At 58.4% G+C, this 22,880-nt stretch carries 21 protein-coding genes; 2 read left to right on the top strand and 19 right to left on the bottom strand.

The genetic code is table 11. The annotated features are described in order from the left end of the window. Positions 1-316: 316 nt before the first annotated feature. Positions 317-826, top strand: a complete 510-nt coding sequence (locus tag H2Z84_RS00335; RefSeq protein ID WP_181834206.1) for a hypothetical protein — start codon at positions 317-319, stop codon at positions 824-826. Here H2Z84_RS00335 and H2Z84_RS00330 read toward each other — a convergent pair. Further along, on the bottom strand, positions 810-1,049 hold the full coding sequence (locus tag H2Z84_RS00330) for a hypothetical protein (RefSeq protein WP_181834205.1): 240 nt from the start codon (positions 1,047-1,049) through the stop codon (positions 810-812). The two genes, H2Z84_RS00335 and H2Z84_RS00330, sit on opposite strands and share 17 nt — an antisense overlap. Before the next feature lie 399 nt (positions 1,050-1,448). On the opposite strand from H2Z84_RS00330, the gene H2Z84_RS00325 reads away from it, so the two are divergent. Beyond that, positions 1,449-1,739 (top strand): DUF1272 domain-containing protein, encoded by a 291-nt coding sequence (locus tag H2Z84_RS00325; protein WP_181834204.1) that lies wholly within the window; start codon positions 1,449-1,451, stop codon positions 1,737-1,739. A 206-nt stretch (positions 1,740-1,945) separates the two neighbouring features. Here the strand turns inward: H2Z84_RS00325 and H2Z84_RS00320 are convergent, their stop codons facing one another. From H2Z84_RS00320 to rfbF, 18 genes are all read right to left on the bottom strand, one after another. Further along, positions 1,946-2,812: an NAD(P)-dependent oxidoreductase gene (locus tag H2Z84_RS00320; protein WP_181834203.1), complete on the bottom strand. Its 867-nt coding sequence runs from the start codon at positions 2,810-2,812 to the stop codon at positions 1,946-1,948. 112 nt (positions 2,813-2,924) lie between these two features. Then, the gene (locus tag H2Z84_RS00315) at positions 2,925-3,266 is read right to left on the bottom strand and encodes an EscU/YscU/HrcU family type III secretion system export apparatus switch protein (RefSeq protein WP_103522768.1); all 342 of its coding nucleotides are present in this window, start codon (positions 3,264-3,266) and stop codon (positions 2,925-2,927) included. Further along, positions 3,244-4,299: a flagellar hook-length control protein FliK gene (fliK, locus tag H2Z84_RS00310; RefSeq protein ID WP_181834202.1), complete on the bottom strand. Its 1,056-nt coding sequence runs from the start codon at positions 4,297-4,299 to the stop codon at positions 3,244-3,246. The genes H2Z84_RS00315 and fliK overlap by 23 nt, the downstream gene beginning before the upstream one ends. Further along, positions 4,296-4,652 carry a DUF2802 domain-containing protein gene (locus H2Z84_RS00305; protein ID WP_181834201.1) on the bottom strand — a complete coding sequence of 119 codons (357 nt, stop codon included), beginning with the start codon at positions 4,650-4,652 and terminating at the stop codon, positions 4,296-4,298. The genes fliK and H2Z84_RS00305 overlap by 4 nt, the downstream gene beginning before the upstream one ends. 66 nt (positions 4,653-4,718) lie before the next feature. Further along, positions 4,719-5,036, bottom strand: coding sequence for a flagellar protein FliT (fliT, locus tag H2Z84_RS00300; protein ID WP_181834200.1), 318 nt, complete (start codon positions 5,034-5,036; stop codon positions 4,719-4,721). A 23-nt stretch (positions 5,037-5,059) separates the two neighbouring features. Then, positions 5,060-5,488, bottom strand: a complete 429-nt coding sequence (gene fliS, locus H2Z84_RS00295) for a flagellar export chaperone FliS (protein WP_181834199.1) — start codon at positions 5,486-5,488, stop codon at positions 5,060-5,062. Positions 5,489-5,512: 24 nt separating this feature from the next. Continuing rightward, positions 5,513-6,871, bottom strand: coding sequence for a flagellar filament capping protein FliD (gene fliD / locus H2Z84_RS00290; protein ID WP_181834198.1), 1,359 nt, complete (start codon positions 6,869-6,871; stop codon positions 5,513-5,515). A gap of 37 nt (positions 6,872-6,908) precedes the next feature. After that, positions 6,909-7,334, bottom strand: a complete 426-nt coding sequence (locus H2Z84_RS00285; RefSeq protein WP_181834197.1) for a flagellar protein FlaG — start codon at positions 7,332-7,334, stop codon at positions 6,909-6,911. A 78-nt stretch (positions 7,335-7,412) separates the two neighbouring features. After that, the gene (locus tag H2Z84_RS00280) at positions 7,413-8,255 is read right to left on the bottom strand and encodes a flagellin N-terminal helical domain-containing protein (RefSeq protein ID WP_181834196.1); all 843 of its coding nucleotides are present in this window, start codon (positions 8,253-8,255) and stop codon (positions 7,413-7,415) included. A 90-nt stretch (positions 8,256-8,345) separates the two neighbouring features. Next, positions 8,346-15,050, bottom strand: coding sequence for a glycosyltransferase (locus H2Z84_RS00275; protein WP_181834195.1), 6,705 nt, complete (start codon positions 15,048-15,050; stop codon positions 8,346-8,348). Between the two features lie 300 nt (positions 15,051-15,350). Beyond that, the gene (locus tag H2Z84_RS00270) at positions 15,351-16,058 is read right to left on the bottom strand and encodes an FkbM family methyltransferase (RefSeq protein ID WP_181834194.1); all 708 of its coding nucleotides are present in this window, start codon (positions 16,056-16,058) and stop codon (positions 15,351-15,353) included. Positions 16,059-16,107: 49 nt separating this feature from the next. Next, a complete protein-coding gene (locus H2Z84_RS00265; RefSeq protein ID WP_181834193.1) occupies positions 16,108-17,271 on the bottom strand; it encodes an FkbM family methyltransferase in 1,164 nt (387 codons plus the stop codon). Beyond that, positions 17,253-18,557, bottom strand: coding sequence for a glycosyltransferase family 4 protein (locus tag H2Z84_RS00260; protein WP_181834192.1), 1,305 nt, complete (start codon positions 18,555-18,557; stop codon positions 17,253-17,255). The genes H2Z84_RS00265 and H2Z84_RS00260 overlap by 19 nt, the downstream gene beginning before the upstream one ends. Then, positions 18,558-19,583 (bottom strand): radical SAM/SPASM domain-containing protein, encoded by a 1,026-nt coding sequence (locus tag H2Z84_RS00255; protein ID WP_181834191.1) that lies wholly within the window; start codon positions 19,581-19,583, stop codon positions 18,558-18,560. 10 nt (positions 19,584-19,593) lie between these two features. After that, positions 19,594-20,445, bottom strand: a complete 852-nt coding sequence (locus tag H2Z84_RS00250; protein ID WP_181834190.1) for an NAD-dependent epimerase/dehydratase family protein — start codon at positions 20,443-20,445, stop codon at positions 19,594-19,596. Next, complete coding sequence (locus tag H2Z84_RS00245; RefSeq protein WP_181834189.1) at positions 20,442-20,999, bottom strand: dTDP-4-dehydrorhamnose 3,5-epimerase family protein; 558 nt, start codon at positions 20,997-20,999, stop codon at positions 20,442-20,444. The genes H2Z84_RS00250 and H2Z84_RS00245 overlap by 4 nt, the downstream gene beginning before the upstream one ends. 26 nt (positions 21,000-21,025) lie before the next feature. Next, positions 21,026-22,090, bottom strand: a complete 1,065-nt coding sequence (gene rfbG, locus H2Z84_RS00240) for a CDP-glucose 4,6-dehydratase (protein WP_181834188.1) — start codon at positions 22,088-22,090, stop codon at positions 21,026-21,028. Next, positions 22,087-22,860, bottom strand: a complete 774-nt coding sequence (gene rfbF / locus H2Z84_RS00235; RefSeq protein WP_181834187.1) for a glucose-1-phosphate cytidylyltransferase — start codon at positions 22,858-22,860, stop codon at positions 22,087-22,089. Before rfbF ends, rfbG begins: the two co-directional genes overlap by 4 nt. Positions 22,861-22,880 lie beyond the last annotated feature (20 nt).

The raw sequence follows: 22,880 nt of genomic DNA, 5'->3' as shown, positions 1-22,880 counted from the left end.
GAAGCGCCCGCCGGCCCACCGCCTTGCACGACAAACTGGTACTGCATCAGCCGATGCCGTTGACGGTCATGGACCGCCAGCATGATGGAGCTGCGCATCGAGCAAGCAGCCGCCAGCCACCCTGGCCGGTTTTGCATTTCTTTACCCACCAGCAGGACTGCGGGCGCTCCTCGGCGGGCGCGCTAGCGTTAACATGCTGCACAAAACAGTTGTGCCACACCCGCAGGTCAGTCGCATCCAGCCCACCGCGATGGCCCTGCCCGGCCGGCATACGGATCTGCACATGCCGCCACCATCACCCCGGACCCGTCTTTAGATGTTGAAACCATTACCGGCCTTAGCGCCGCACCCGCTAGCCATCAGACGGCCCGTCCGCTGGGCCACACTGTGTGTACTGGCCCTCTGCCTGGCTGCTTGCACCACGGCCGACTACACCACCTACGAATATCGTAACGGCAACAAGGTGATTGATGGAGAGGGAGGAAGTAAACGGCTGGTGGATGGGGTGGAAATATGGGACGCCGGCGACCCACCGCACCGTTACCGGATCATGGGGATGCTGCGTGTCAGCGATTATGACCAACCCTATGTGAATCTCCGCCTGCTGCGCGCCATTGCCCAGCAGGTGAGGCGCAATAGCGGCAGTGCCGCCATTCTGCTCAGCGGCAATGGCGGCATGCGTCATGCCGGCGACAGCCTGACCTGGCATGAGCGCTTGGGCATGCTGCAGGAAAACGGCTACCGAACCCAGCTGGCACTGCTGGTGCAATACTTGCCAGAACCAGCAGAGAAACCCCAGGCCAAGCCACTCAAGTCGACTCGTTAAGCTTCTTCACCAGTAAATCGGCGGCGACACTGCTGAAGCACACATCTTGTTCGTGGGCATACAGGGCCGCGCCGACCCGGACCAGCTTGTCCAGCTCTTCCACGCTCAACTTCACCGCAATGTCGGCAATGGCCTGTGCCAATAGCAAGGGAATGGCGGACAGGCTGACAGGCTCTGACGGCGGGTGGTGTTGCATCAGGCCCAGAATATCAATGGCATCCATGGCAGCCTCCGGCTTTCGCACACCGCGTTAGAGTGACAAAACCGGCATATCGTTCAGTTGTATTCTTCATTGGACAAGGAGGTTACACCGGGCTAGAGCACGCCATGTTGTCTGACATGGGCCGATGCTCTCTCCACAGTGCTTCTTGCAGTGGCCGTGTCGTACGCCAGGCATTGCTGGCCTGAAAGTGCAGATCTGCCCACTTCGCCACACGATGCCGATATCCATCGCCATGCTGCTCAGCCTGTCGCGCTGCTTACCACGAAATAGCACAAAACCCAGGCCGCTACTGACCAGCCAACAAAGCTGTCCGGTTTTGGCTGCATGATGTCCGATGCTGACCTGTTCAGCAGCACAGGCGGTCGCTAGGCTATGTCATCACCATCAGGAGACTTGAGCATGTTGGAACTGCGCCCGAACTGTGAACACTGCCGTACGCCGCTAGCGCCCGATGCATCCGATGCGCGCATCTGTTCATTTGAATGCACCTTCTGCGCAGAATGCGTAGCCTTGCTGCAGCAAGTCTGTCCCAACTGTGGCGGAGGCTTCAGCCCACGCCCAGTGCGCCCGGCCAGCCGGGGTCGGCATGAGAATGATCTGCAGCACTACCCAGCCAGTCAGCGCGAGGTCTATCGTCCGGTGGACCTGGCGGCACACGCCAGGTGGCTGGCTGAGCGGCAACAGGACTGAGCTGGCGTGCCGTGCGGCAATTGAAAATGCAACAGGCCCGCAAACGGCGGACCGCGCAGCTGCATCCCCCATCCGTCGGTTAGCTGCAAAGTGCTGCCCACGTCCATACCCGGCAAGACACACTACAACAGCCAAGAACCCCGCTAGTGCGGGGTTCCGTATTACTCAAGCCAGGTGGTCCCCAGCCGGGCCAACCTGCAATCGGCTTAATTCTGTTGCCAGATCAGCCGGGCAATGGCGGCAGAGTCCAGTTCGCCCTCGCCTTGCTCGACCAACTGGCCGATCAGGCCGGCGACGCGCTCAGCTTCCGGTAGACGGATTCCCAGCTGGCGAGCGGTATCCAGCACTATGCCCATGTCCTTCAAATGCAAATGGGCTTTGAAACCCGGCGCATAGTTGTCATCGATCATGCGCTGGCCATGGATATCCAGTACCCGGCTTTGGGCAAAACCGCCCAGCAAGGCCTCCCGCACCGGCGCCGGGTCAACGCCGCAGGCCTTGGCCAGCTTCATCACTTCGGCCACGGCAGCCACGCCTACGCCAACAGCAATCTGATTGCAGGCCTTGGCCACCTGGCCGGCACCAGAGTCACCAATATGGGTAATGGTCTTGCCCATGGCCTCCAGCGCCGGGCGTACTTTGGCCAATGCCTCGGCCTTGCCGCCCACCATGATGGTAAGGCTGCCATTCACCGCGCCCACCTGGCCGCCAGATACCGGGCAATCCAGAAAATCCACCCCAGCTTCGGCCAGACGGGCGGCGATGTCTCGCGCGCCAATCGGAGAAATGGTGCTCATGTCCACGCACACCAGGCCCTTGGCCGCACCATGCACAGCGCCCTGCTCGCCCAAGAGCACCTGCTCCACATCGCGGGTGTCGGAAACATTGCTGATCAACACTTCCACCTGAGCTGCCAGTTGCGCTGGGCTATCCGCCCAGCTGGCACCGGCAGCCAGTGCCGCCGCAGCGCTATCGTGGCGGCGCGACCAGACAGTCACCGCATGTCCGGCTTTCAATAGGTTCAACACGCAAGGCAGGCCCATGATGCCCAGCCCGATATAACCGACTTTCATATCCACTCCAGCAGTATGCGAAGGCAAAGCATAAGATTACCGCAAAGCGCGGGTTTGAAGGGTAAGCATTGGGGAATTAAGCAGATCGCCACAGGTAGATGGCGCAGGGACCTCAGCTGGATGGCTGTTTATTTTGACGCCCGGCCAGCCAGGACTCGAATTCGAAATCAGCACCGGTCGCCTTGTTTTCCAGAAAATAAACAAAGGCCAGAATCTCAGCCACGGCACGATAAAGCTCTTCGGGAATATGGCGGTCCAGATCGACCTGCATCAGTAGCGACACCAGCTCGGGCGAATCGTGCACGAACACACCAGCATCTTTGGCCCGATCAATGATGCGCTCTGCCAACTGGCCATAGCCCTTGGCCACCACGGTAGGCGAGCGTTGCCCTTCGCGGTAGGCCAGGGCAACTGCCGACTTGCGGCCGTCTTCAGTCTTGGGAGACTGTGCCATGTTTCACCATCAGGTTGGCCAGCGTCAGCCCCGCGGCTTCCATGCCGCTTTGCAACTGGGCTGCATGTTGCTGAATCAGGCCACCGGCCTCGTCTTCTTCCGCCACAAAGGATACCTGCACGCTCTGGCCCACCAAGCGCACCCGCGCAGACAAACCGCCTAGCGCCGGCAGGCTGAGCGACAGGGAAGTACTCCACACACCGGCCTCGTCAGCCCCAAGGCTGCCGGTGCGCTCCTGGGTTTCTTCCTGCTGAATCTGCAACTGCATGGGCTGGCCAGGCCAGGCATAGCCATTCAGCTGCAATTGCTGGTTTTCCACGATATCCAGCTGACGCTGTACCAGGTTGGCCAGTTCTGGTGCCACCGTCCGAGGGCTCAGCGCACTGCCTGAGGCAGCATTATTGCTGGAGGTATGACTGGCCAGATCATCATTCAGCTTGCTGAGCAGGCGCGACTGCGGCTCCTGCTGAACCTGACTCAGGTTGTGGCGGCCATCCAGCCATTCCTTGAGATGGGATTCATAAAACAAGCCGCTTTGGCTGACATTGTTTTTCAGGTTCTGTGCCAGATTGGCTGGCGTTTGCGTGGCGGCATCCAGGCTGAGATCGGCCGCCGGCAAGCCAGGCTTGCTGGTCTGCAACATGCCGGTAAGGTACTTGGAGGCCGGGCTCAATTGCACTTCCACCGAGCCATCTTGCGGCATCTCCTTGCTTTGCTCCTGCAGGGCAAAGCTGAGGGTCGGGGACAGGGTCGCCACTTTCAGCGACAGGGTATTGCCACTGACTGTCATGCCTTGCGGCACGATCAGGTTAAACAGGCTGTTCTTGATCAGCACCGACAGTTGCTGGCCGTTGTCCTTGCTGTCGACGACCTGGGCATCCACCTGCTCGCCCAGCAGCAGTGGCGGCAACTTGGCCGGCAGAACACTGGCATCCAGCAGCGCCCTCCCTCCCTCCAGCAACAAGCGGACGGAGGAAACGGTTTGTGGCGCCAGGGTGCCGGTGGTGATCGCGGGCGGCAGGGATGGAATCATGAGGTGGAATTATTGCGGTATAGCGAAATGATCAGTTCGGCTTCGCTGCGCGAAATACCGCATTGCATCGCGACTTCGGAAGCGGGAATACCCTGCTTGATCATTTCAATGGCCTGATTATAGGGGCTGAGTACGGCTGGCTCGCTGCGCGACTGTTGCTCCAGCCGGGCCATGAGCCGGGCCAGATCACGCTGCAGGGCGCTGATCTGCTGCTGCTGCTGATCCAGATACATTGCGGTCAGGCTATCGCGCCGGCCCTCCAGCTGATGCAAGCGCCAATACAGATAGCCGCAGGCGACAGCCAGCCCCAGCAGTGACAAGCCAACCATATAGAAAAAGAGCGAACCGGACATGATGTGAACCTCACGCTGCACTTTTTCTAAGTGTATGGTGAAACCGGCAACAACCCAAGCCAGCCTTTATAAAGAATATGTCTTGAGCAGACGACTATTCTGGCTGACGGTTTGCATCTCGTCGCGCATCTGGGCAATCCAGTCGGCAATCTGTTGCTGCAGCAGCTCGCGCTGTTCCACCAGTTGCCGCAGTTTTGCGCGGGTCTCTTCCGGGATGGTGGTCGAGATGGGCTGCAATTGGTGCATCAAGATGGCCAGTTCGCTCTCCTGCTGAGCGGCCAGGCGTGTCACTGAGTCAAAATCCTGCGCCGCGCATGCAGCAAGGGCATCCGCCAACAGGGCGAGCATGGCATCGATTTGCAGGGAATTGAAATCAGCGCTCATGGCAACTCCTCGTCAGGGACGGCTCAATAGGCATTGCTGGCCGCGCCTGTCGCCATGCCGGAACGGTTCAGCTCCTGCCAGGCAGGCAGGATGGTTTCCAGCAGGCGACGTACCTCGGCCAGAATTTCCAGATCATTCTTGAGGTTGGCAATGCTCAAACGCTGCTTCATGTAGATGTAGAGGTCATTCAGGTTGCCTGCTGCCTCGCTGCCCTGCTGCAAATCCAGCGACTCACGCAGGCCATCGATGATGTCGATGGTCTTGGAAACCAGCCGGGCTTTTTCATCATAACGCTGCGACTCGATGGCATAGCCGGCCTGGTTGATCGCCTTGATGGCACCTTCGTAGAGCAATACAACAAGGCCGACCGGGCTGGCGCCGTACACGGCTGCCTTCAGCGCATCATCTTCGTAGGCCTTGTTGAACTGCTTGAGCATTTTGGAATTCAGCATGGTTCTTTACCGTGTATTTCTGTCCTAAGCCAGCAGGCTGGACAAGTTGCTGGTCGATTGCTGCATTTTCGACAATACGGCATTCAACGCTGTGTATTGCTGGGTATATTGAGCCTGCCGCGCACTCAGCTTGGCGCTCATGCTGGTCTGATAACTGGTTTCGGAGGTAATCAGGCTGTTGATGGAGCTTTTGCTGGTTTCAATCACGCCCTTCGGGCCAAGCAAGTCATTGACCGCCGCACTCAGCCGGTCACCAAAGCCGGTATTGCTGGTGTTACCAAACAGATTGGCCACCGCGCTGGGGTTGGCACTCAGCGCCTTGTTGAAGGCAGTTTGGTCCAGCTTGAGCGTGCCGTCCTTCTGAATGGCAATCCCGGCCTGGGACAAATAGGCATAAGAGGTATTGGCATCGACACCAGGAATCGGTGTACTCAGGATGCCGGTCAGCTTTTGCTGGATGGCCAGGATTGATGCATTCGCTTTCAGGCTGCCGGAACGTGCCGAGTCTACCGCAGTTTTCACCTGATTGTAGGCATCAACAAAACCTTGCAGCGAAGAAGCAATGCCGCTGCTATCCGAGGTCATGGTGACAGTGGACTGGCCCAGCTTGGTAATGTCGACATTGACACCCGAAATGACATTGGTCAGGTGGTTGCTGCCAGAAGAGACGCTGACACCATTGACTGTCAACAGGGCATCGCTGGCGGCGGATGACTCCGTGCCAGCCGTGGCACTTTGCGTCAGCCCCGCCAGAGTAGAACCGGTAGTCGAGCCGGAATCGGTGCCACCAGCGGTAATGGAGAAGGCGTTATCACTGCCAGAGACGGCGGACGCCAGCACCAGCTTGTACTGGCCGTTGTTTTGCACCACCGAGGCATTCACCCCGACGCCGCTCTGGTTGATGCGGTCAGAAATGGACTGCAGGCTAACGGTATCTGTCGCACTGGGCGTCAGGTTGATCACGGTATTCTTGCCAGCGACAGTGAGCGTGAGCGAGGTTGGTGCCCCACTCAGGGTCGCTTTGGGGTCCGTCACATTATTGCCACCGAATTGGTCGAACACCAGCTGGCGCGACTTGGCCAACTGCGTCACGTTGAGCGCATAACTACCAGCCACCCCACCGGTAGTGGTGGTGACATTGGCAATGCTGGTATCAGTGGAACTAGCCTTGAATTGCTGCAGGAATGAACCGGTCGACATCTTGCTGGAGGCACTCTGCAAGGCCGACAGGGCGGAGCTGATCTGGCCGATCGAGCTCAGTTGGGTATTGTATTTGCTGGAACGCTGCTGACTGGTCTGCAGAGGCTGCTGCTCAATGGTCATCAACTGGCTGACAATAGACTGTACATCCAGCGAGCCGACACTGGTCGTGATGGAAGCCATAGGGCACTACCTCCTTACATACTGAACGCTACCGCCGTCAGGCTTTATCCTTGAGCAGCAAACCCTTGAAATCGCCGATTGCCTTGGCAATGCGGATGGCATCTTCCGAGGGAATCTGCCGGATCACTTTCTGGGTTTCCTGATCGACAACCTTGACGACCTGGATATTGGTGTCTTTGTCGACAGAGAACTCTAGCTGACTCGAGTACAGCTTGGCCACATCATTCAGCTGCTTTACCGAATTCTGCAGTTCCAATGGATCTGATTTTTTCTGCTGAGTTCCGTCATTGCTGGCGTTTTTCGCCTGGCTTTGCCCCACCGCGGTCACGCCGGCAGCCGAATTGGGCTGAACCGAGCTGGCGGTGGCATCTGCGGTATTGCCCTGGATCAGCTGATTCTGCTGACGCGCAGTCGGGGTGGTCGCCAAAGGCAGAACGGGACCATTTGTCGATGATATTTGCATGGCAACTACTCCTGTGCAGACGGCCCCGGTTAGCATGCCAACCGAGGCCGATTCTTCAGCTTATGGCTTCAGTGTAGCTTACTGCAGCAGTGTCAGTGCCGATTGCGACAGCGAGTTGGCCTGCTTCAGGATGGAAGTGCCGGCCTGTTGCAGAATCTGGTTCTTGGTCAGGTTGGCAGTTTCCGATGCGAAGTCCACATCCACGATACGGCTGTTGGCGGCGGTCAGGTTGGTCACGTAGTTTTGCAGGTTGGAAACCACTGCATCAAAACGGTTTTGTACCGCACCAAAGGTGGAACGAATGTTCGATACCGATCCGATATCCGCATCCAGTGCCGACAGTTGAGCCTGTGCGCCGGTCTGGGTCAACACGTTGATGGTGTTGGTAGCAGTCAGGGAGGAAGCGTACGACGACAGCTGGGTCGTCAGGTCAGATGCCGATACCGATACGGTGTTGTCGGCGGAACCGGAAGAACCAACCTGGAAAGTCAGGGTGTTACCACCAGACAGCAGTTGCGTGCCGTTGAACTGGGTGGTTTGCACGATACGCGAAATTTCCTGGGTCAGCTGGTCGACTTCTTTTTGCAGCTGCGAACGGTTAGTGTCGCTAACCGAGCCGTTGGACGACTGGGTGGCGATTTCACGGATACGTTGCAGGTTGTTGGCAACCTGGCCCAGTGCGCCTTCAGCCGTTTGACCAACGGAGATACCGTCGTTGGCGTTACGGATGGCCTGGTTGTTACCACGAATGGCGGAAGTCAGAGTCTGCGAAATGGCCAGACCGGCAGCATCATCTTTTGCGCTGTTCACACGCAGGCCAGAGGACAGGCGTTGCAGGGACAGGTTGAGCGAAGTGCTGGAGTTGCTCAGGTTGTTCTGTGCGGTGAGCGACGCAATATTGGTGTTGACGGTAAGTGCCATGATGATTCTCCTTAGAGCATTCGGGGGGGCGACAGTGTGGGCCTTGACTAGTTATCGACCCCCCGTTGGCAAACTTTAGCTACCCTGTGATTATTTTTTGGAAATCTGACCAATGAGTGCCAGTTGCCAGTCATCCAGGTGATCATCCAGCCAGTAATGACGATCTACCCAGGCGCGCAGCGCGGCACCCTCGGCATACGCCGCCTCCAGATCATGTATGCGGGCGCGAATGGCGTCGACCCAGGCCTTGGTGGTATTGGGTACACGACATACCGGGGCGTCATTTGTCTGGTACGGATAAATATCCGTGCAGATGACCGGCCAGCGCATGGCGCCATACTCCAGCAAGCGCAGATTGCTCTTCGACTCATTGAAGACATTCACTTCCAGCGGCGCGATGGCCAGATCCAGATCCAGTGCAGCCACCTTGGCAGGGTAGTCCTGGAAGGGTACCCAGCCATGCTCTTCTGCAATGTAGGGACGCATTTCCGGCAGGCACATACCCATGAATACCCAGTCAACTTCATGAGCGGTCTGTTTGACGACCTCAAGAATCAGCGCCAAATCACCCTGATGCTGCTGAGCACCCACCCAACCAACCCGCGGCTTGCGTCCCTGACGGCGGCCCGGTGTCAGCTCGCCCCACATATGCCGCGCCAGGCGGTTGGGAATGATGTGGATATCATCAATCATGTTGCGGCAGGCATCCGCCAGCGGCTCGGTTGACACGATCAGGCTATCCGAGTGCTTGAGCATGGCGCGCAGGCGCGGACGGGCGTCCGGCATGGTCTTGCGCCACAGGCGGTGCAGAATGTTTTTCTCCGGCAGTGCTCCCACCAGATCATCCAGCCCGAATACCACACGCATGTCTGGCAAATATTCCCGGTACTGCTGCAAGGCATGCTGCATGCCATCGGACAGGATGGTGTGCACCAGCAGGATTTCCGGATTCAGTCTGGCCATTTCCACCACGGACAGCACCGGCATGGCACCGCCCTTGACCGGTGAAATGAGTTCGGTATCCAGACGTCCGCTCTGCTGCAGGGCATGGAAGGGCAAGGAGACGCGGTATTCGCCACTGCCGCCGGCAATGGGCAAGCCCAATACCTTGGTCTGCCCTGGTTCGCGTGGCAACCAGCTAACCGCACAAGTGCTTTCGATGAGCATGCTCTTGGAGCGCAGGCTCAGGTGGCGGTTATAGGCCGGGTCATGCGCCAGCTGGGGTAACCAGCGCTTGAGCATGACGCCCAGCTCCTGCTGTTCCCGCGCAGCCGCACGCAGGGCGATTGTCGGGTCGTAGGTTTGTTTGCCGATACTCTTGGCATGATGATGCACCAGCGTGATATAGGGCGTGAAAACATTAAGCAGCCCCTGCTGCTGCAATTTGAGGCAGAAGTCGACATCGTTGAACAGCACGGTCAGATCAGCTGCATCAAAACCATTCACCGCCAGGTATTTATCCTTGGCCACCAGCAAGCACGCCGCAGTGACTGCCGAGTAATTTTGCTCGGTCAACAAGCGGTTCATATAGCCCGGCTCATCCAGGGCGGCCTTTTCGTGCACATGATCTGCCACCGACAACATGCCGGCAGGCAGGCCGAGCACAATGCCGGCATGCTGGATGCGGCCGATTTCCGGATAGACCAGCCGTGGGCCCACGGCACCGACTTCCGGGCGCTGGGCAATGCCCAGCATCCGCTCCAGCCACTCCGGCTGGATGATTTCGGTATCGTTGTTCAATAACAGGACATATTCGCCCTGTGCCGCAGCGACGCCGCTATTGCACTGTGCCGAGAAATTGAAGGCCTGCGGATATTCGATAATGCGCACCCGCCCCGGATAGTCTTGCTGCAGGCTGGTATAGAAATCGAGCGTATCCGGGTCAACCGACTGATTGTCGACAATCAGCAACTCGAAATGTGGATAGGTGGTATTGGCAAACAGACTCTCCACGCAGGGCTGCAGATACTCCAGCTTGTCACGGGTGGGGATGATGATGGACACCAGCGGCGTACCGCTCAACTGGTAATCCACATGCAGGGTATTGTCCACATAACCACTGCTTACCGTTGCCGCAATCCCTAGTCTTTGCAGATGATTCTCCAGCGCCACCTGACGCGCGGCTTCACGTTCGTGCCGCACGCCGGCCGGCTGGGCCGGCAGGTGGAACAGCACCTCATCCAGATGATGGACGACGCCAAGCCCGTAGTTTTCCGCCAGCCGCAGCAAGTGATTCCAGACCTCGGCGCCGGGGTAGGCTTCAAAACCACCCAGGCTGGCCAAGCCCTGATAAGACAAGGCAACCGCACTATCCACGTAATCATAGGCACGCAGGTAGTCGAGCGAAAAATCAGGCTTCAGGCTGGGTTGTACATAGCACCCTGGCTGAGTGTAGCTGTCATGGTCGGTATAAATGGCCAGCGCCTGGGCTTGTGCCTGGATGGCATCCCCCATCCGCAGCAGCAGCTGCGGAGCCAAGGCGGCTCCTGCCGGCAACAACATCACCCAGTCGCTGCGCACCTCACCCAGCAAACCGTTAAGCGCAGCGCTCAGCAGTTGCGGATCCTCCAGCGTATCCAGCCGCAGCCAGCCCAGCGTGTCATTGCCGGTGAAGATCGGATCCGGATGTTCCCAGTCAGCCAGTACGATCAGTTTCCAGCGCTGATACATTTGCTGCTGCAGGCTGTCGATGGTCGTGGCCAGACGCTCACGCGCGGCCGAGGGAACAATCATGATCAGCAAGAATTCAGGCTGTTGCCGCCATTGCATGACCATGCGCCCAGCCATCATTTCAGCATCAATTTCCCGTATCTGGTGGCTCTTTTCCCATTTATTCCAGGCTCGGTAATCATCCGCATGCATCAATGAAACAGGCTGGCGGAGGATGGGGCCATGATGTTCTGCCGCATAACTATCCAGTACCTGGCGCAGGCTAGGCGGCAGGACATCCTGCAGCAAACGCACCCAGTGACCAAGCTGGTCTTCCATGGTGGCGTACTGCTGCAGATAGTCGTAGGAGCGTGCTTGCAGCTGGGCGCGATAGGCCTGGTCTTCGATCAGCCTGGCAATGGCGTCTTCCCAGCTGCGCGCATCATTGGCCACCACTTCGGCCAAACCCAGCTGCTTGGCTTCCTGGTAGGCCGCAACATCACTGAGCACGGCCGCAGCACCCACTGCGGTGTACTCCAGCCATTTCAGATCAGACTTGCCATGGTTGAATACATTGTCTTCCAACGGCGCCAGCGCGATATCCAGCCCAAGTCGCTGCAGTTGCTGCAGGTAGTCCGGGTAGGGAACCGACTTGTTCACCACCGTCACATTCGAGGCATTTTCAAAACCAAGCGGCACGCAGCCCCAGAACACAAAACGGATCTGGTCCGGGCCAAAACGCTGCTGAATGCTCAGCAATGCCTGGTTGATCATCTTCACGTCGCCGACATGCGTCGAGGTACCGGCAAAGCCAATGGTGATCGGCTCAGCCGGCTTTCTGCTACGGGGCGAGAAGCTGCGGTAATACGCGCGGGACAGCGTGTTTGGCACGACCCGGACATCCGGAATCAGTGCTTTGAGCTGCTGGGCCAAGGGTTCGGTGCTGACGGTTGCCGCCGTGCACTGGGGCAGATGCTGCTGCCAGAAACGCCACAAATTGCAGGGTGAGAACTCATTGAACTGCGGATGTGAAGCCGGCAAGGCTGGCAGCCAGTCATCCAGCTCGAAAATGATGGGCTTGCCGGTAGCAAACAGTTTGTTGACGAAATCCTTATTGCGTTCGCTGCAAATGGCGCGCTGGATCACGAACAGATCAGCCCACTGGGTAAACGCGTCGATATCCACCGCTTCGTGGGCGCAATCATACATGCCGTTGCCAGGGAAATACACGGTGTCCAGCCAGGGGGACAGCAGGCTGAACGAATCAAACAGGCGCAAGCGCATGCAGGCACCATCCAGTACATCACCAGACAACACGCCGAGACGGATCTTTTCCGGTGGCGGGAATGCCGCCCCAGCAACAAACGGTTTGGGCTGCAAACGGCGCGTCGGCAACAAGGGCAAGCCAGACAGCCCCGACACGTCTACGGCAGACGAGGCAGCGGGTGCCGCTTGGCTCACCACCTGGGCAGTGGGCTGTAGCGGCGCAGTGGATTTTTGTGCCTGCTGGTAGATTTTTTCACCATGCGGCAGCGGCAAAGCCTGCAATAGTCGCGGTTGCCACTGGCAAGGCTGCATCTGACTCAACAGTTGCTCCACCGCCTGCTGCACGACGACAGGCCGCAACTCATCCATGCAATAAGCATGACCACGCCGACACAGCGGCAAGGCGTCAGGAGCAAGCTCGGCCAGACAACCCTTGCATTCGATGTCTGCGATAAGCCCAATTGATTTGCCCTGCAAAGACAGGCGGGTCTCTGGCAAGGCCATGCCGAACAGGCCGACCACCGGCGTACCCACGGCATTGGCGATATGGATCAGACCGGAATCCGGCGCGATCAGCACATCAGCCACGGCAATCGCGGCGGCGGTTTCGGCAATGCTTCCCTCCGCCACCATGGTAATGGCGCTCTTTTGCAGGGCTCTGGGCAGCGCCTGCATGCGCATATCCTTGCTGCCGCCAAGCAAGACCAAGGCAATATCATGCTGCTGCAGTGCGGCAAGCAGCTTGAGCCAATGCGGCAAAGGCCAGATCCGGTCTGGCGAAGCCGATGCCATGTGAATGGCAAGCACATAGCCCGGTGTGCGCTTGCCCAGCCAGCCGGCCTCCAGCACTTTACCGGCCAGCAGGCGGTAATCCTGCGACAGCCGTGGCAACTGCGGAGCTGCTGCCACCACTCCGGCCTTGGCCGCATAAGCCTCAATGATGTGCAATGCCCGCGCTTCTTCATAGGCATTGTCCAGATTGATGTGGATGTCTTCCGGTCGCAAGCTCAAGGACATGCAGCCGACGATATCCAGCTCGGGCACGCCCTGGAATACTTCCACGACCTGCGTTTTCATCACCAGTTGGTGGTCTGGATATTTGCTGCGCAATGCCGGGAACAAGCTGCTGGCAAGCAAGGCATCACCCATGGCAAAACGGCGCTGCAACACGACGCGTGCGCCATGCTGACGCACTTTCGGCTGCTGCAAGATAATGACAAAACCCTCATCCTCCCCCGCGTCTGCCAGCCCTTCATGCAATAACCCGGACTGGAAGGTTTCCGGTGTAATCAGCGACAGTCGCAGCCGGATTACGTGTACCGAATCAAATACCCGCTCACACAGGCGGCGTACACGCTGCTCATTCCAGTTGGTCCAGTGCGTGGGATTGAGGTGGGTCCCGGCCCAGCGCTCGGTAGGCAGACTCAACAGCAGACGGCCACCTGGTGCGATGCGCTCGGACAAGTCCCACAAGAAGATTTCCGGGTCGTCGGTATGTTCGATGGTTTCAAAGGAAATCACCGTGTCGTAAGCCGCCTTGGGCAGGGTATCCAGCAAGCGGGCTTCAAACTGGCAACTGGCCGGCGGCTGGGGAATGAAACGGCGCGAGAAGGCAATGGCATCGGGATTCAGGTCGATACCGGTATAGCTGTCCATGCAGTCGGCGTCCTGCAGCAATTGCCAGCCATAGCCGGCACCCGAGGCGCAATCCAGCACACGTCCCAGCTGGCCCTGCCCGGCCGCGAAACGATAGCGTGCCGTGTGTTGAACCAGGGTGGCATAGCCTTCCATGCCCGGCAGGAAGCGACCATTGCCGATATCACCCAGTTCACGGGCAAAGCCGCCATCCAGCAAGACCACCTGATTGCGCTGTGCTTGCTGCTGCATGCTGTTCAGCATGGCCGCCAGGGCATCCAGCTTTGCCTCTGCCCAATTCTGTAATACCGCAGGCAAGACCCAGCGGCCATCCGGCTGACGATACAGCGCCATCAACTGGAAGATGCAGCCTTCGGCATCCAGCCAGCTGGCATCGAAAGCTTCCATGATCAAGATCTGGTCTACCCGCACTAGTTCGCTGCGCATGACGGCTGGGCGCAAGGTGGCAGCACGCGCCTCCCAAACAGCAGCCTGCTGCTGACTGATCACCTGAATGCTGTCGAACTGCGCCTCACTGACCAGCACCCACTCCTGCCCCTGTTTCAAGCTGGAGGCCAGGCATGGTGCATCCGGGCAATTCTCCCGGAACACGTCCATCAGCACTGCATAAGGCGAGTCAGGGCTGGCGCGATGGCTCAGCAACCAGGGACGATGTTGTTGCAACAGCGGGAAAATGGCGGCGCGCGCCTCGCGCTGCCCGGGGTTGGGGCCCAGCAGGATCAGCAACCAGCTCACCAGTTCACGCTGCGCCCATTCCAGCTGTGCTTGTGCCGAGCGGCTATGTGCAATCGGCAGCAAGGCAGTAGCCTTTGCTTCAAACAACAGCCGCACCGCAGCGCCACTTTGCAGGCTGCTCAATAAACGCTGCTGTAGCCATTCGGCAGGAGCCATGCATGCCTGCGGCGCTGCATCCTGCAATAACCAGGATTTGCGCAACCAGCTGACCGGTTGGTCCATTAACAACCAGGCCGGATCCGCGCAGCCCGCCAGCACTTGCAGCCAGTCAGACAGGCCATGCAGCGTATGCAGGCGGTAGTCGTCGGCCTTGCTCTGACTGTGTTCGTGACGAAGGGGAAGCTTGTCCTGCGCAGCGGCCCACCAGTCGGTGACCACCCAGTCGGCATCCGGTGCGCTACTCCACGGCAGATCCAGCAGATAGCTGCCGGCACTGGCAAACGCGATCCATTCGCCCTGTGCTGCCGCCAGATCAGTTGCACTGAACATGGGGAGCCCATTACTGAATGGCAGAAAACGCACTGGCTGCGCACTGCCGGACACGGGGATCTCGGCCTCTAATTCCTGATTGACAATAAAGACTGGCTCAATCGCATCAAAGTGCAAAAGTGCGCTGGCTTCGCCACATTGCAGCCATTGATCTTTATTTTCCACCAACAAGAAAAGAGTCATCATGCCTTGCATCCCCAAACACCTGCGGGTTAATAGTATTGACTGCCGCACATGCCGGCAGATGGGCGTTCACGATACCACACGCCCTTGCGGGGCTGGCGTGATAAAAATCACCCTTTAAGAAAATCTGGCGTGCAGATCAAACCAGCGATCACGGCTGGCAATTCTTTCACCATCGCGACGGCGCACTTCGGTCGAGTATTGCTGCAGAACTTCGGGATAGCTCAGCCACGCGCCGGGGATATCCTCGCCCAGCGGCCCTGAGCTACCGGCATGGAAACAGCCCCCCAAGTCGGCATCCTGCAACTGCGGAACCATTGACTGATCCTGAATTTTGAATCCGCGATAACCCAACTGATCTAATATTTCCAGATAATCAAAACCAAAACGGCAATCTTCCACACTCACATAGGGTGGCAAGCTGCTTAATTGGCTTAGCTGTTTTAAAGCGAGATAATCTGCCCCTTCGATATCAATTTTCAGATAAAAAGGCAGGCCGAAACGCGCAGTAATATCGGCCAAACTGGCTGAATCGACTTCAACCTCATCAATAGAGTCGGTCTCGCGGTTGGCCCAGTCCAGATACAAGCTGGCCAGATTCTCGAAATGACGTGGAATATAGAAAGTCTGAGGTCCCGGCACATCAGAAATGGCCAGATTCAAGATAACCAAGCGCTCATTTGCCAGGTATTCGGCAAACTTCACTCGCCCCTGACGGCACAACTCCGGGTTCGCATCGATAGCCACAACGCGATAGCCTTTGCGCAGGTAATACTCGGTATCACTGCCATCATGCATACCCAAATCGAAAATCAGTTTTTCCATATCACCGCTCCGGGCCATCCGGTAGGCCTCCGCTAAAAAGTACGACGATTCAGCAGCATGCTGCCGCATATCGCTCTGCAGGAATGCAATAAATCAGGGCAGCGGTGCCGCACCAGCCATGCAAACGGAACAGCAAACGATAGTCGGGCAGATGTGCCGCGAGCCATGCTGGCAGCTCGGCCATGCCCTGACGGTTATGATAGGCAGTAATCATGAGCACGGGTCTTTGCTGTATCAAGGTTTGCTGCGCACCACGCAAAGCCGCCAGCTCATGTCCTTCCAGATGCATTTTGATGATGCTGGCTGGCAAGTGGAGGCTGTCGAGCGTGACTTGCTGCAGCTGTTCGCTTGCCAACGCCGTCACTTGCGAGGCATAGCCTTGACCGCCCAGAAAGGGCTGTGCACGGTTGCTGTCGCCCACGCAAAGGGGCAATAGCTCAAACGACGGGCATTGCTGCCGGATGACTTGTGCATTGGCCGGATCGGCCTCGATCAGGATAAAGCGGTCGTCCGCGCCCTGGCGTTCCGATTGGATGCGCAGGCTGACTTCACCGTGATGCGCCCCCACATCCAGCCAACATTCCCGTGGCTGCCAGCAGGCACGCAGCTCGGGAATGAAATAGCGCTGTTCTGGCTGCACGGGATAGCTGGCATCAACCCAATCTTCGCGCAAACAGCGCCAGGCAAGAAACTGCAGATAATGTGCACGCGAGTGTGCATCGTCCCATCGTGCCAACGCTTGCTGCATGCCCTGTATTTCCTGCGGACTCAGCCTGTCGGCAAACCAGCCATTGCTTAGCGGATGCCGGTCGCGATAGGCCTCGGCCACATCATAAAACGGCACTACATCGTTCCAGCCGGCTGCCAATAATTGCTGTTGCAACACGCTGAAGGACAATGTGGAAATGGTTACGGCCAGCAGCCCTTGCTGCTGATCGGTATCGCTTAGCTCATCAGGTGTATATAGGGCGATTCCCTGCCAATCATCCTGCCCGCGCCAGTGTTCGGCCTGGCGGTCGACAACACCGGCCACCGGGATGCCCAGCCACTGCAGATAGGCATAGGCCATCCGCCCCAGATTACCTGCGCCATAAAGCCATAGCGGCTTGTCCACCTTGCGCGGGGCGGCAGGCACGACGCCGCGGCAGATCTCGCGCAGTAGCTCCTGCGCATGAACCAGGTCATCCACGCCACTCAATTCGCGCTGATACATGCCAATGCCTTACTCCAGCAGCTCAACTGCTCATTATCGGGAAAACAGTCATGAAAATGAAAAACACTTCCCTTGGTTTGCTCCAGCACGGCATAGCGTCCATCTCCACTTAGCAGCTGACCCCATTGCTGCTGTAGAAATTGCTGAGGCTGCGGCTGGCAACTGAGAAACCACTGTGCGGGCTGGCTGCCGATAGCCTGGGAAAATGCATGTGTGCTTTTGTCTTGCGACAGCAGGTCCTGATAACACGCAGCAAAGGCTTGTGCCATGGCCTGATCGGTGAACTGTGCGCGCACCTGCCGGGCTGCAGCCAGACCCATTTCGAGCCGCCGTTCCGGATTCTGCTGCAGCAAGTGCAGTACGTCGGCCATGTCCTGGGCGCTCTCGATGACAAAGCCGGTCTGGCCGTGCTGCACAATCGCCTGCTCTGCCGCATTGGCCAACACGATGGGCAGCACCCCCATGGCCATGGCTTCCAGCAAGGCATTTTCTGCTGTGCCGTAATGCGTGGGATTCAACAAATAGGGCAGCACGTTGATTTGGGACAGGAATTCACCGGGGCGGCTGGTAAACCCTTCGAACTGCAACAAACCCGGCCGGCCAATGCTGGCGGCCTGCGCTTGCAACAGCGTCTGATTCAAGACATCGCCCGCCATGCGGATGGCCAGCGTTTGGTCGGCCACCAGATGGAAATACTCGACATAGCGCGGATGCAGTTTGGAAAAATTGAGGCTGCCCAGATAACCGGCGCGCAAGGGCTGATTGGCCGAGCGCTGCGGTACGGCCTGATTGGCCAGCCCGCTACCGCTCGAGATCACTCTAAACCGATGTGGGCGCTCGGCCTGCAACTTGGCAACCCCCTCTGCCTGCAGCGAACAGGCTGATGTCAGCACCACCTGATCGCACACCTCCAGCAAACCCAGCGGCAAGACCGGGTTGAACAAGCCAGACACATGACACCAACTCACCAGCCGCATCGGGATGGCATCCAGGCCAGCGAGGCAGTGCAGCGTAGCCGGATGATTCCACCACTCCAGCTGTACCACGTCCGCCTGCTGCAGAATGTGCACCAGTTGCTCCCGGTCCGGACAAACCGACACCAGCGCCCCCAGCGCGCGCAACTGCTCAATCCACACTTGTTTTTCCGGGCGTTCCAGGCAAAGAAAGTGGTGCTTGACCCCCTGCCCGCTCCCGGCGACCAGACTGCACATGGCCTTGCCAACCCCGCCCCCAAGATGGGCAGTAAGATGCACGATGGTCAGCATGTCGCTAACAGCACGGGACAATTACTGGCTCCGCCCCAGAAAACGCTGCATGCGCTCCAGCAGCATCGGCGCGTGGGCATCGATATTATCCGGCAGGCAATGCGATAGCTGACCACACTTGCCGCACACCGGATGTTCCTTGCGCTTTCCTTCCAGATGCAGAATGCGCAAATCGTTCATCGCGGGCGAATTCCAGATATCCACCAGCGCTTGCTCGCGCACATCACCAATCAGCAGCTTGCGCCCCCAATCCAGGAAGCAGGAGCTGACCTGACCATCGGCATTCACCGACATGGAATAAAAAATGTAGGGGCAGGTATTGGTTTCACTCACATCCTGGTCGTAAATACCGCGGCTGATCTGGATGCCGGTACGGGCCTCGACATCGAACTCCGGCCAGCACGGGGCAAAGTTCTCGATATAGATGCGGTCGGCGATCTCGCCAAAAATATCCAGAAACTGCTGGCGCTGCGCGGTGGTGATCAGTTCCGACGGAATCTTGATGAACACCTCGCAATCGCCGCGGTTCTCATACAAATGGCGGATATTGGCCACCATCTGTTCGAAATCGATATCAAACTTGGTAAAGCGCAGGTATTGCTCGCGGTTCATGCCGTCAATGGAGATATTGATACGGTCCAGACCAGCCTCGATGACCGGCAACACACGTTCGGGCTCCAGCAAAGAACCGTTGGTGGTGGTGTCGATATAGGCGGCGCGGCCACTGCGCCGCGCATAGTCCACCATCTGCGCCAGATTCTTGTTGAGGAAGGGCTCGCCATCCTTGTACAGCCGCAGCACTTTCAAGGGCTGGGGGAAGGCCGCCAGGTCGTCGATGATCTTCTGGAACACTTCCAGCTTCATCCGGCCCTGAAAGCGGCCAGTGTCCTTGATCAGGCTGCGGTCTCCAGTGGGGCAGAAGGTGCACTGGAAATTGCAGGCACTGGCCGGATCGACATTCAGAATAAAGGGGGTGGATAACGGGATCACCGTTTCCAGTGGGGTTCTGTCATCCAGATGGATGCGGGGTTTGACCACGGCTTTCACGGCACACTCCTCATATATTCTCGGGCCCGAACCTGGCCGGGACACCCCAGAAGGCCATTGGCTCATGTTGCGGATAAGGGTAATGACCCAGGTTCAAGTCTATGTTCCAGCCCTGCTCGGCAATCCAGCCTTCGACCAGGCGCCTTACCGATACCGGCTGGCCGGAACAGATATTACACAGCGCCGGCTGGCCTGGCGTGCGGGTCAGCATCAGCAGCTGCCGGGCAACTTCGCCCACCGGCAGATAGTCCCGCAGTTGCTCGCCACCCGACATATTGAAACGTGTCTCGCCTCTTGCCACCGCGGCCTCCAGCTGTGACCACAAGGTCTGCGGCGGCTGGCCACTACCATGCATGTAGAACAAGCGCGCCCAGCTCAGGGCTACCCCGGTTTGCTGCGCCAGAAAACACAGCTGCTGATGCAGGACATGTTTGGCCAGCGCATAGGGCGTCGCTGGTTGCGGCCACTGCGCCACGGACAGCGCGCCTGACTGCAAGCCGTACTCGAAGCAAGTGCCGGCCACCACCAGCGCCGGCAGCCCCTGTGCGATCAGCTGGCTTAAAAAAGCATATTGCCGTGGCAGCTCCTGCTCGAAATGGTGCAAGGACTGATAATTGGGCAAACCCTGCCATGCCAGGTGCAGCAAGACATCCGGTCGGCCCATCTGCTCATAGGCATCGGCGGGGGGATTGGCGTGATCCAGCTGCAGTACTTCCACCCGTGGCTGCCACTGCTGCAGCCGGGCAGGATCACGGCACAACGCAACAATCTCGTCATCGCCATGCTGCAAGGCGGCCAGTACGTGCTGGCCAATAAAACCACTGGCACCGCTAATCGCGATGCGCCGCACGGCCTTGCTCATAAGCACACCGCCTGAAAGTCTGGCAGCAGCGGGTAAGTGCGGTCACGTTCCGACATTTCGCTGACAGGCAATGGCCAGTCAATCGCCAGGGCCGGATCGAGCGGGTTCAGGCCGGCATAATGTTGCGGATCAAAAAATTCGTCCACGAAATACAAGGTTTCTGCATCATCAACCAGGGTCTGGAAACCATGGGCGAACCCCTGCGGCACAAGCATGCAGGCATGGTTCTGTTCACTCAGAATCTCGCCATGCCATTGCAGATAAGTTGGCGAACCGGCACGGATATCGACGATCACATCGAAAATGGCACCGCGCAGGCAGGACACCAGCTTGACCTCAGCCCGGGGCTGATACTGAAAATGCATGCCACGCAGAGTGCCGGCACGGGTGCTGAGCGAGCGGTTGATCTGGGCAAGCGGCCTGCCAATCAATGCTTGCAGCTCATCGGCACAATACAAGCGTTCAAACAAACCCCGATTATCAGCGACTGGCTGGCGACTTAGCCGGTAAGCGCCCGCCAGCGGCAGGGCCTGGATTTCAAATTTGCTGCTCACGGTATTCCTTGCTACCCGGTCAGCGCTCAGCTGCGGGCTGACAGGACGAGATAATCTGCGATCTGCTGTTCGGTGAGAACGCGTGCCAGATCAGGTGCTGCAACGGCCTGGCGGTACCAGTCGGCAGTCCACTGCAAACCCTGCTCCAGGCTCAAGGCCGGCCGCCAAGCCAATTGCAGATTGGCCCGCGTGGCATCCAGTGCCAGCAGCGCGGCTTCATGCAAGGGCGATTCGTCGCCCAGCTCCCAGCGCAGTGCCGGCCAACTGGCCTGCAAGGCCTGCAAAACATGCAGCACTGTTAGGTTATCGGCAGCAGCAGGGCCAAAGTTGAATGGCTGGGCCAGATTTCTTTCTCCAGCCAGCAAGCGCTCGGACAGGGTAAGGTAACCATCCAGGCAGGAAAGAACATGCTGCCAGGGCCGGGTGGCACCAGGAAAGCGAATGCGCGCCGGAGTGGAGTGCTGCATGCCGCGCACGATATCAGGGATCAGGCGGTCCTCGCTCCAGTCGCCACCGCCGATGACATTGCCCGCACGGGCAGTGGCCAGCAAGGGGCCTGTCGTCTCGAAATAACTTTGCCGATAGCTCTGCACCACCAGTTCGGTAGCGGCCTTGCTGGCACTGTAGGGGTCATGGCCACCTAGCGGATCCGACTCGCGATAGCCCCATTGCCAGTGCTGGTTTTGATAGCATTTGTCCGAGGTCACCACCAACACAGCTTGCACCGAAGGACAATGGCGCGCTGCCTCCAGCAAATGGGCGGTTCCCATCACATTGCTTGACCAGGTTTCCAGCGGCTGGGCGTAGCTGCGCCGTACCAGCGGCTGGGCCGCCAGATGAATCACCAACTCGGGGCTGAATTGCTGCATCACCTGCGCCAGCATGGCGGGATCGCGCACATCCTGCTCGGCATGCAGCTCGAACAAAACGTCCAGCCCAGCCTGACGAAACAGGGAAACCGGCTCTGCCGGCAGGGCATAGCCGGCCAGCCGGGTGCCAAAACCAGCCAGCATCAGGCTAAGCCAACTGCCCTTGAAACCGGTGTGCCCGGTCAGCAAGACCTTGCGGCCGTGCCAGAACTGCGGATTCATTGCCAGACTTTCCACGGGGCTCGACCCGAGCGCCACAAATCATCCAGCTGCGACTTTTCACGCAGGGTGTCCATCGGCTGCCAGAAGCCATTATGCTCAAATGCCATCAATTGCTGATGGCGGGCCAGTTCGGCCATGGGCTCGCCTTCCCAGCTGGTTCCATCGTTGTCGACAAAGTCGATGGCCTCTGGCTGCAAGACAAAGAAGCCACCATTGATCCAGCCGCCATCACCTGGTGGTTTTTCGCGGAATCCGGTCACCATGGCGCCATCCGTCAGCAAAGCACCATAGCGTCCGGGAGGCTGTACGGCGGCCACCGTGGCCAGCTTGCCGTGCTGGCGATGAAAAGCGACCTCGGCGGTAATATCGATATCGGCCACCCCATCGCCGTAGGTGAAGCAGAAGCTTTCGCCCGCAGCCAGATAATTGCGCACCCGCTTCAGCCGTCCACCAGTCATGGTGTCTTCTCCGGTATCCAGCAAGGTGACACGCCAGGGCTCGGCATGTCGTTCGTGCACTTCCATCTGGTTATTGGAGAAATCAATCGTCACGTCTGACATGTGCAGGAAGTAATTGGCGAAATACTCCTTGATGACATAGCCCTTGTAGCCCAGGCAAATGATGAAGTCATTGATGCCATGCGAAGAGTAGATCTTCATGATGTGCCACAAGATCGGCTTGCCACCGATATCGATCATCGGCTTGGGCTTCAAATGGCTTTCTTCGGATATTCTCGTCCCCAGGCCACCCGCCAGAATCACTGCTTTCATTGTTGTTCTCCATCAGCCAT

The organism is Aquitalea aquatica, from assembly GCF_013911085.1.
In the GTDB taxonomy this organism is placed as follows: domain Bacteria; phylum Pseudomonadota; class Gammaproteobacteria; order Burkholderiales; family Chromobacteriaceae; genus Aquitalea; species Aquitalea aquatica.
Note: the sequence above shows the minus strand (reverse complement) of the source record. Positions and strands in the feature narration are given on the sequence as shown.